Below are 10,459 nucleotides of genomic sequence, written 5' to 3' on the forward strand. Positions count from 1 at the left end.
CCGATACCGCCAGGCCCGGAGCGATTTTCTCCGAACGCGTCATCGCGCCCCCTGCCCCGCCGGTCATCACCTCGGCCGCCGATGCCTTGGCCGTCGTCCTCAACGAGCGCGGTCGTATCGACCTCGACCACATCGCCGAACTCCTGCATCGCGACACCGACGACGTTCGGCACGAGCTTGGCGATGCCATCTTTCGCGATCCCGCCGATGGCTCCTGGCAGACCGCGGACGCCTATCTCTCCGGCGCCGTGCGCACGAAACTCGCGGTCGCAAAAGCCGCGGCCGAGTTGGATCCCGTCTACGAGCGCAATGTCCGGGGGCTTGAAGCAGTACAGCCCGCCGATCTACGCCCCTCGGACATCACCGCTCGGCTGGGTGCACCCTGGATCCCAGCGACCGATATCGTCGACTTCGTCCACGAGACCATGGGCGCCGAGATCAGGATCCACCACTTGCCGGAGCTCGGTTCATGGACCGTCGAGGCGCGACAGCTCGGATGGACGGCGGCCGGCACATCGGAATGGGGCACCGACCGGCGTCACGCCGGCGAGCTGCTTGCCGATGCGCTGAACAGCCGGGTGCCGCAGATCTTCGACGTGTTCAAGGACGCAGACGGCGAGCGGCGGGTACTGAACGTCGTCGATACCGAAGCCGCCCGCGACAAGCTGCAGAAAATCAAGCAAGCCTTCCAGAACTGGGTCTGGACCGATCCCGATCGTACCGACCGGCTGGCGCGGGTCTATAACGACCGCTTCAACAACATCGCGCCCAGGCGCTTCGACGGCTCCCACCTCCAACTTCCCGGCGCCTCTGGCGCCTTTATTCTTTATGGGCACCAGAAGCGTGGCATCTGGCGCATGATCTCGTCGGGAGCGACCTATCTGGCGCATGCCGTCGGCGCCGGCAAGACGATGACGATGGCGGCCGCCATCATGGAGCAGCGCCGCCTCGGACTGATCGCCAAGGCGATGCTGGTGGTGCCGGGCCATTGCCTGGCGCAGGCGGCCCGCGAATTCCTGGCGCTCTATCCCAACGCCCGCATTCTCGTCGCCGACGAGACCAATTTCTCGAAGGACAAGCGCGCTCGCTTCCTGTCCCGCGCTGCAACAGCAACCTGGGATGCCATCATCATCACGCACTCGGCATTCCGGTTCATCGCCGTGCCATCGGCCTTCGAGCAACAGATGATCCAGGACGAGCTGGAGCTATATGAGGATCTGCTGACCAAGGTCGACAGCGAGGATCGGGTCTCGCGCAAGCGGCTGGAGCGGCTCAAGGAAGGTCTGAAGGAACGGCTGGAGGCGTTGTCGACCCGCAAGGACGATCTGCTGACGATCTCTGAAATCGGCGTCGACCAGATCATCGTCGATGAGGCGCAGGAATTCCGCAAGCTTTCGTTTGCCACCAACATGTCGACGTTGAAAGGCATCGATCCGAACGGCTCGCAGCGTGCCTGGGACCTCTACGTCAAGTCCCGTTTCATCGAGACGAAGAATCCCGGCCGGGCCTTGATTCTCGCCTCCGGCACGCCGATCACCAATACGCTTGGCGAAATGTTCTCGGTCCAGCGCCTGCTCGGATCCGACGCGTTGCGCGAGCGCGGGTTGCATGAATTCGACGCCTGGGCCTCGACCTTCGGCGACACGACGACCGAACTCGAGATCCAGCCGTCGGGCAGATACAAGCCTGTCAGCCGCTTTGCCTCCTTCGTCAACGTCCCCGAACTGATCGCCATGTTCCGGTCTTTCGCTGACGTGGTGATGCCCGAGGATCTGCGCGATTACGTCAGGGTGCCTGATATCTCCACCGGCCGGCGGCAAATTCTCACCGCCAAGCCGACGCAGGCTTTCAAGAACTACCAGACCATCCTCGACGCCCGTATCAAGGCGATCGAGATGCGCGAAGGGCCGGCGCAGCCCGGCGATGACATTCTGCTCTCCGTCATCACCGATGGGCGCCATGCCGCCATTGACCTCCGCCTGGTCGACCCCGACAGCGAGAACGAGCCGGAAAACAAGCTCAACCTGCTGGTCCAGAACGCCTTCCGTATTTGGCAGGAGACGTCACAACGGACCTTTTTGCGGCCGGACGGCAAGCAGTTCGATCTGCCCGGGGCGGCGCAGATGATCTTTTCCGATCTCGGCACCATCAATGTCGAGAAGACGAGAGGCTTTTCCGCCTATCGATGGATCCGCGACGAACTCGTCCGGATGGGCGTTCCGCCATCCGAAATCGCCTTCATGCAGGATTACAAGAAGAGCGACGCGAAACAGCGTCTGTTCGCCGACGTGCGCGCCGGCAAGGTCCGCTTCCTCATCGGCTCTTCAGAGACCATGGGGACCGGCGTCAACGCGCAGCTTCGTCTCAAGGCGCTGCATCATCTGGACGTTCCCTGGCTGCCCTCGCAGATCGAACAGCGCGAGGGCCGGATCGTCCGCCAGGGCAATCAGCATGACGAGGTCGATATCTTCGCCTATGCCACCCAGGGCTCGCTCGACGCTGCTATGTGGCAGAACAACGAGCGCAAGGCCCGCTTCATTGCCGCGGCACTTTCAGGCGATACTTCGATTCGCCGCTTGGAAGACCTCGGCGAAGGAGCCGTCAACCAGTTCGCCATGGCCAAGGCGATCGCGAGCGGTGACGAACGGCTAATGCAGAAGGCGGGGCTCGAGGCCGACATTGCCCGGCTCGAACGGTTGCGCGCCGCTCATGATGACGATCAGTATGCCGTGCGCCGGCAGATCCGTGATGCCGAGCGCGACATCGAGGTTTCGATCCGGCGTATCGGCGAGATTGCCAGGGACATCGAACAGCTCATTCCGACTGCTGGCGATGCCTTCGTGATGGTGGTCAAGGGCGAGACCTATGAGGAGCGTAAGCTTGCCGGCCGGGCGCTGATGAAGGAAATCCTGACCCTCGTCCAGCTTCAACAGGAGGGTGATGTCGCCATTGCTTCGATCGGCGGCTTCGATGTGATCTATTCCGGCGAGCGGTTCGGTAAGGGTGACGGCTATCACTACGCCACCCTCCTCCAGCGTACCGGCGCCACCCAGGAGGTCGATCTTGCCGTCACCGTGACGCCGATCGGCGCGATCTCGCGGCTGGAGCACGCGCTTGCCGGCTTTGATGATGAACAGGCGCGGTATCGGCATCGACTGCATGAAGCCGAGCGGCGTCTTGGCGCCTATCGCTCGCGCGAAGGCGGCGTATTCGCATTTGCAGATGAGCTTACCGACAAGCGCCGGCAGCTTCGAGACGTTGAGGAGGAATTGGCGACTACGGCGCGCGAGGAAGCGGCCGCCAGGCCAGAGGCAGCTTGACCATCGGCCGATTGCGGTCTTTTGGATGCGGTGCAGCATGTGCATAGCTGCATTGCACAATAAATGACTTCCGTCTGCTCAAATAATGTTCATACCGCACGCAGCTGATGCACATGGCGGCCTCTCCTCCCAGTGCCGCCGCAGCAGCTGTTCCCCTCTGGAGGTTTATTGACCTTCACACTTCAAGGGCCGCGGTTTCCGCTGGCCCATTTTTTTATTTTCCATCTTATCAAAATCGACGTCCAGTCGCGTGCAAGCCGCCGCTTCTGCCGCCGACACGAGAAGGAAGCAAGGGAGAAAGGAAGGAAGGAAGAGGAATCGTCGCAGAGCAGTTCGCCGGTCGCCGCTTCCGCTCAACCGCCGCCTCCGCATCCCGGCCACTCGCCTTCGCAGGGCTGTCAGCCCCGCTCGTCCTTCGCGGCAGCAATGCTCGGCCGCAGTTGCACCCGGCCGCCCGCTCCGCGGTCCGGGAGATGTCTTCGGAAAAATGAAGACGCGAGAAGGACAGGCAGAAGGGCCGTGTCCAAATCCCCGAGAAGGAGCATCCCATGCAACTCATGAAGGTCGATCCGCGTGCGCTGAAGGACAACCCCGACAACACGCGTCAGTCGAAGTCGACGCCGCAGGCCGACGCCCTGCTTCTGGCGACCATCAAGGCTGTAGGCGTTATCCAGCCGCCCGTCATTTTCCCGGAAGCCGGTGGCAACGGCTACGTCATTGAAGCGGGTCACCGGCGCACACGCATGGCGGTCGCCGCCGGTCTCGAGGAAATCGACGTGATCGTCGTCGAGGCGGCCAACGACAATGGCGCCATGCGCTCGATGATCGAGAACATCGCGCGTGAGCCGTTGAACCCCGTCGACCAATGGCGCGGCATCGAGCGGCTGGTCGCGCTTGGTTGGACCGAGGAGGCGATCGCCGTAGCGCTTGCCCTCCCCGTCCGCCAGATCCGCAAGCTCCGTCTGCTCGCCAACGTTCTGCCTTCGATGCTCGACCAGATGGCGAAGGGAGATATGCCGAACGAGCAGCAGCTGAGGACGATCGCCGCTGCCTCGTCCGAGGAGCAGAAAGAGGTCTGGAAAGCCCACAAGCCGAAGAAGGGCGATACGGCAGCCTGGTGGCAGATCGCCAACGGGCTGTCGAAAACCCGCATGTACGCTCGCGATGCAAGCTTCGGCGATGATCTTCGCCTGGCCTACGGTATCGAGTGGTCCGAGGACCTGTTCGGCCCGGCCGATCAGGACAATCGCTACACCACAAATGTCGAGGCGTTCCTCGGCGCCCAGCAGGAGTGGATGGCAAGCAACCTGCCGAAGAAGGGTGCGATCGTCGAGGTCAACAATTGGGGCCAGCCGGACCTGCCGAAGAAGGCCGAACGCGTCTACGGCAAGCCAGGCAAAGGCGATTGCACCGCAATGTACCTCGATCGCGAGGGCAAGGTGCAGAGCGTTCACTACCGGATGCCGGAGGTCAGGAAGTCCGCCGGCCAGACCGGCACCGCGGCCGATGGGACGGAGGAGGCCAACGACGAGGCGGCGGTCGCCGGAAAGACAAGGCCCGACGTCACGCAGAAGGGCTTCGACATGATCGGTGATTTCCGGACCGATGCGCTGCATGAGGCGCTGGCCCGCGCGCCGATCGAGGACGACATGTTGATGGCTCTCCTGGTCATGGCCTTTGCCGGCACCAATGTCCGGGTCGATTCCGGCGCCAACGACACCATGTTCGGACTGAGGCGGTTCCAACGTCATGCCGCGCGCCTCTATTCCGCCGATGGCAGGCTGTCGGTTGATATGGACAGCGTGCGTGTCGCCGCCCGTTCGGTCCTCATCGACGTGCTTTCTTGCCGCCGTGGTATGTCGAACAGCGGCGTCGTCTCCAGGATCGCCGGCGAGGCGATCGGCGCCGAAGGCTTCCTACCGAATATGGGAACAGAGGACTTCCTTCTGTGCCTGTCGCGCCAGGCCCTGGAGACTGCGGCAAAGGAGGCCAACCTCCAGCCCCGGGCGCGGGTCCGCGAAACCCGCGCAGCCCTCGTCGACCACTTCACATCGACTGAGGCAACCTTCGTCCATCCGGCGGCGCTGTTTGCGCCTGACCCGAAGGACATCGCCGATCTCCTGAAACATCGCGATTGCTTCGACGAGGAGAATGCCCCGGTCGAAGAGGCGATCGGCGATATCGGCGGCGATGCGCAGCCGGACGCTCGCAACGACGCCGACGCTTCAGACGCACAGGATCTGGATCACGGGGATCCTGACGCTGATGCGGTGACGACAAATGATGACCCCTCCAGCGACGAGGAAACCGCCTACGCGATCGCGGCGGAATAGCAGACCCTCTTCTCCGCATGATCCTCCGCCGCCGGCCGCCCCGGCGGCGGTTTCGTTTCCACCACCATCAAAACTCAAAGGAGGATGCGCAAATGTCCGCGTCTCTGATCTATGACCTCGCCCCTGTTGGTTCCATCGTCGCCTGGTCGGATGGCACTCCCCGACCGCCCGAGCGTTTCAGCAAGAAGCTCGCCGCCTGGAAGACCCGGAACAGTCAGGGCCGGCTGGTCCGCAAGGAGGGCGAGCGCAGCCTCGGCGCCACGAGCCTGTCGCCCAATTTTACGCTTCACGAGGGCGATCTCGGCGCAAGTGGCGTGATCGCCATCCGCATCCACCGCACCTTCTCGCTCGAGAGCACGCTGACATTCAAAGTGATCGAGCGGCCGCCGCTCGGATCGGTTCGCGTTTTCGATCGCGCCGGCGCCAATGCCGAGCTCGTGCATCTCGCCGTTGATCGGCACGCGGCCGAGGAATGGCTCACCCAGCACGGCTATCCTCATGCCGTTCTCGACGAGGTGACTGAGGATGAGATTGCTGCCGATCACATGGAAGGGAGGGCTGCGGCATGAACCCGGCACACACGCCCCAAATAGAGGCCTCCACCCCTGAAGATTTAGGGGTGGAATTCGCCAGAGCCGCCGACGACATGGCTGTCGCGCGGATCGGCGATCTCGTCTTCGCAATGGTTCCTGCCGGTGGCGGGCAATATTTGCTCGCCAGTGCATGGCGCGTGTCGCGGCCGCTTGCCGCGCTGAAGCGCGATGATTTCTATTCCCACCATGGCGCGGTCGCCGACGAAGCGGCGTTTCGCGACCGTATGATCGAACAGGCGGAACACAGCCGCGAGTTGGGGTTGCTTTCCCGACAGAGCGTGCGAATGACCTGCAGCACGCCTTGGGGTGCGTCCCAGAGCGCCACCGTCTACGCCGACGGCATCGTCTCCCACACAACGGCTGGCCATGGCGGCTTCCAACTCTCCTCTGCTCGCAACGCCAGGGTCCATCCGATGCTGAGGGCAGACGGCGGCTGGTACGAGGAGGATGCCGCGTGGGCGGTCGTCGCCCTGACCTTTCCGGACCTGTTCACGGCCTACGAACGCAAGTGCTCGGACAAGACGATCCGCGACAGTTGGCCGGATGTCTGGGAGGCGATCTCCGGTCGCCCCCTTGCACCCGGCGAGTGCTACGAGAAGGATGCCCGAGCCTTCGCGCGGCAGCACGCTGGCGACTGGATCGTCATCTCGGCGCTACGGTCAGACCATAACGCCGGCATGACCGAGGTGATCGCCACGATCGGCGGCAAGCGCGGCGAGCGCGTGAAAGAGCGTCGCTTCCTGGTGCCGAGCGATGAGTATGCAATCGGCCGCTTCGGCTTTGTCATCGATGAGGCGAGGCATGCCGTCTATGACGGACCCTCCAGCTTCGCCGGTTGGCGTGGGAGGGCGTCGTAATGGCCAGTTCCGAACGACAGGCCGGCTCGCTTGCCAGAATGGAAGCGGCGCGGCGAAAGACACAGCACCAGCTCGCTCTCATCGAGCGGCAGATTACGCGCCGCATGACAGCGCTCATTCCGCAGCTTGGCCGACGTCAGGCTGGCTTTCGCCGGGGCAAGCCGCCGGAGCCGGGCGCCTTCCTCGAACGCTACCGCGCGAACCTGGCAGCTCTGACGGCCGAGCGCCAGCCCGAGCTCGACGCGCTTACCCGAAAACTTGCCCGGCAGGATGCGGCAATCACGGCATTTCGGGCGCGAGTAGAATCCGATCCACCCGTCGCAACCGCCCGGAGAGCGTCGCTATGAGCACGATCGGAGAACTGGAGCGAAAAGCCGGTATCGGCACATCGCCAGCCGAGAGAACCGCATTCTGGCGCCAGTTCCATCACCTCGAGGGCGAAGCCTGCGTCAACGCGGGGGTTGCGGAACTCAGGCGCCTGATCGCGGCCAGGGAAGCAGTGTCCGAGGCCTCGCCAAAGACGCGTGTTGCCCGTTTTCGCCATGAAGTAATGCCGCCCCTGACGGCGGATCAGCAAGCGGCGCTTCAGGCTTATGCCGCCAAGCATGGCCGCCGCTGGAAATCGATCCTCAGCAATGCGTGGATGGGCGGTCCGCCGCATGATGACGGCGGTCTGCTGCGGGGCCTTCGCAACTCGCACGGTCCGAGCTGGCTGCAATCCTACCGGTTGCCCAAGCCGCCCGAGCGGTAGGCGAGCATTCACGCCCGCGTGGGGAAGACGGAGTTTGCGGGGGAGCCTCCAGTTTCGTTTCGAGGACGTCGTCTCCCTCTCCACGCCGGCTTGCCCTTCGGTTTTGCTGCGGTCTGAACCGGCGGCCGTGCGCTTCAAGGCCGCTGTCGCGCCGCGGTGCGGCCGGACCCCGCCGTCCTTCTCGGAGCAGGCTCGCGTGCTCCGTCGAGGGCAGCTTGCCCTCTTCGCACGCAAACCGGCTCCGCTCGTCCAGGTGGGGCCGGACCCTGAAGCGCCCGTCTTTCCGCCGGTTCGGGCTGACCGCACCGAAGGGCAAGCCGGCATGGGCCGCAGCCGCTTCGGACGACCTCGAAAGGAAACGACCATGGCCAAGCCCGCATCCTCTCCTCGCCAATCCCCACGCGTCGTGCAACTTCGCAAGGGCGCCACCGTCGAAATGGTCCGGCTCACCTGCCCCGACGCCAGCCAGGCGCTGAAGATCGCCGAGAGTTTCGGGACCGCCGTCATCGACAGCGACGGCATCCGCGACCTGCATGAGCGCCTGATCATCGAGACAGCCGATGCGCTCGGCGATGGCCTTGGCGACAAGGCCATGCAGATCCACCTGCAGCGGATCGTCGGCGCCTATGTCGGTTCTGCCCATGGCGCCGGCCAGTTCTACAGCCGCGCCGTCACCGAAGCGCGCGATGCCACGGCCAAGGCCGCGAACGATGCCCGTGACGAGGACCTCGACGGCCCCGTCGGCTATGACAGCGCCGCCCAGCGTAAGCGGGAGTTTGCCGCCGACATGGGCATACAGGCCCATTCGCTCAGAATGGCAGCCGAAGGTGCCGTCGCTGCCTATGCCCAGGTCATCGGCGAGACCTGGAAGCCTTTCGACCGGCCGGTCGAGCAGCCGGGCACGTCGCTCAGCCGCAAGGCGGCCGAAGCGCAAATCTCAGCCTTCGATTAGATAGCTCGGGCGGGGCTCCGCCCGGCTTTTCAGTCGACACAAGAACGGCCGGTTCCATGGCGGGACCGGCTTTTTTCGTGTCGCGGAGGCGGAAACGAGCAACATGAAATGAAGCCGATGGCGCGCGCAGCGCAGCCCGTTCCGTTCGTCGGGTCTGCAGGAGCCGCCGGCGGACGCAACGGCCTTGCCGTCCTCCACTTTGTTGCGGCCGTTCCGGTGCATCCGCCGACTGACCTGCTCCTGCCTTCGACCCTCCGCAACGGGCCGCGACGGGCGCGGCCTCGAAACGGAGGTTTTGATATGAGCAGGACAGAAAATCAGAGGGGCGATCTTTATACCCGCATCACCGACAAGATCATCGAAGATCTTGCGAAGGGCGTGCGGCCCTGGATGAAACCATGGAATGCGGCGAACACGGCAGGCCGCATTACCCGGCCGCTGCGTTACAACGGGCAACCCTATTCTGGCGTCAACGTACTGCTTTTATGGTCGGAGGGCATCGCACGGGGTTATACGTCATCCACATGGATGACGTTCAAGCAGTCCCTTGAACTGGGCGCCGCGGTGCGCAAAGGCGAGACCGGCACGACCGTCGTCTTCGCCAGCCGGTTCACCAAGTCCGAAACCGACGGGAACGGCGGCGAAGTCGAGCGGGAAATCCCCTTCCTGAAGGCGTATAGCGTGTTCAACATCGAGCAGATCGACGGACTTCCCGACCACTACAATCATCAGCGGCCCGCACCGGTTCCAGATCCGGTCCAGCGCATCGAGCATGCCGATTGGTTCTTCCGCAACACCGGCGCTTCCATTCGCCACGGCGGCAACCAGGCCTTCTTCTCGCCGGCCGCCGACCTCATTCAGATGCCGCTGTTCGAGAGCTTCAAGGACGCTGCAAGCTACTATGCAACCCTCAGTCACGAGGTCACCCATTGGACCGCGCCGGACCACCGTGTCGGTCGCGACCTCAGCCGCTACGCCAAGGACAAGAGCGAGCGTGCGCGCGAGGAATTGATTGCCGAGCTCGGCAGTTGCTTCCTTTGCGCCGACCTCGGCATTGTTCCCGAACTCGACCCACGACCCGATCATGCGTCCTATCTTGACTCCTGGCTCAAGGTCCTGACCGACGACAGACGGGCGATCTTCCAGGCGGCAGCGCATGCGCAACGGGCCGTAACGTTCCTGCATTCGCTGCAGCCCGACTCAGCCGACGAGCGCCTTGCTGCGTAACGACTTGTCAGCGCCGGTCGTTGGTCTCGCCAGCGACCGGCAACTCTCGGTCGTCAGCCGCGGTGGGCGCGTCACGATCAGTTGCAAGGTCCAGTTTGCCCCAGATCGAGGTTTTCCGGTCAATCGGCTTGAGCTTCCGGGACGGCTTGATTTCAACGATAAACGGTTTTGTCTGCTGACGCATAAATCCTCCCGGCGACGAATCGCAAGGCGCGACGATAGCGCGGAGGATGGGCAATGCAACGCCCTACGCTCGGGGGTTCAGCGAGGCTTGGGTCTGGCATGTGGACAGGACAGCGGAGCGATGGTTGTAACGGTCGGACGGGCATTCGTGGATTGGCAGCCATTGCCATATCCCTTCGACTACTGCACCAGGCCACGACCTTCGCGGGCTCGATGAGGCATGTCTGATCGAAGACCGGCTTC

General features: G+C 63.7%; 9 protein-coding genes. 8 read left to right on the forward strand and 1 reads right to left on the reverse strand.

Annotated features, from left to right (window positions below; translation table 11 throughout):
* From QDY28_RS30195 to QDY28_RS30230, 8 genes are all read left to right on the forward strand, one after another.
* Positions 1-3,320 (forward strand): DEAD/DEAH box helicase family protein (locus QDY28_RS30195; RefSeq protein WP_331384812.1); only part of this gene is annotated, 3,320 nt, incomplete at its 5' end.
* Positions 3,321-3,868: 548 nt separating this feature from the next.
* Entirely contained in the window at positions 3,869-5,653 is a 1,785-nt protein-coding gene (locus QDY28_RS30200) for a ParB/RepB/Spo0J family partition protein (protein WP_015341931.1), read from the forward strand.
* A 92-nt stretch (positions 5,654-5,745) separates the two neighbouring features.
* Positions 5,746-6,222, forward strand: coding sequence for a hypothetical protein (locus QDY28_RS30205; protein ID WP_015341932.1), 477 nt, complete (start codon positions 5,746-5,748; stop codon positions 6,220-6,222).
* Positions 6,219-7,103, forward strand: a complete 885-nt coding sequence (locus QDY28_RS30210) for a DUF7007 domain-containing protein (protein WP_028753476.1) — start codon at positions 6,219-6,221, stop codon at positions 7,101-7,103. The genes QDY28_RS30205 and QDY28_RS30210 overlap by 4 nt, the downstream gene beginning before the upstream one ends.
* A complete protein-coding gene (locus QDY28_RS30215) occupies positions 7,103-7,450 on the forward strand; it encodes a hypothetical protein (RefSeq protein ID WP_037135796.1) in 348 nt (115 codons plus the stop codon). Before QDY28_RS30210 ends, QDY28_RS30215 begins: the two co-directional genes overlap by 1 nt.
* Positions 7,447-7,854, forward strand: coding sequence for a hypothetical protein (locus tag QDY28_RS30220; RefSeq protein ID WP_028753475.1), 408 nt, complete (start codon positions 7,447-7,449; stop codon positions 7,852-7,854). The genes QDY28_RS30215 and QDY28_RS30220 overlap by 4 nt, the downstream gene beginning before the upstream one ends.
* A 364-nt stretch (positions 7,855-8,218) precedes the next feature.
* Positions 8,219-8,806 carry a hypothetical protein gene (locus QDY28_RS30225; protein WP_028753474.1) on the forward strand — a complete coding sequence of 196 codons (588 nt, stop codon included), beginning with the start codon at positions 8,219-8,221 and terminating at the stop codon, positions 8,804-8,806.
* A gap of 300 nt (positions 8,807-9,106) precedes the next feature.
* On the forward strand, positions 9,107-10,033 hold the full coding sequence (locus tag QDY28_RS30230; RefSeq protein ID WP_028753473.1) for an ArdC family protein: 927 nt from the start codon (positions 9,107-9,109) through the stop codon (positions 10,031-10,033).
* Positions 10,034-10,040: 7 nt separating this feature from the next.
* Here the strand turns inward: QDY28_RS30230 and QDY28_RS30235 are convergent, their stop codons facing one another.
* On the reverse strand, positions 10,041-10,217 hold the full coding sequence (locus tag QDY28_RS30235) for a hypothetical protein (protein ID WP_179613316.1): 177 nt from the start codon (positions 10,215-10,217) through the stop codon (positions 10,041-10,043).
* Between the last annotated feature and the right edge of the window lie 242 nt (positions 10,218-10,459).

Origin of the sequence: Rhizobium sp. BR 362 (assembly GCF_036528765.1) — a bacterium.
Lineage (GTDB): Bacteria > Pseudomonadota > Alphaproteobacteria > Rhizobiales > Rhizobiaceae > Rhizobium.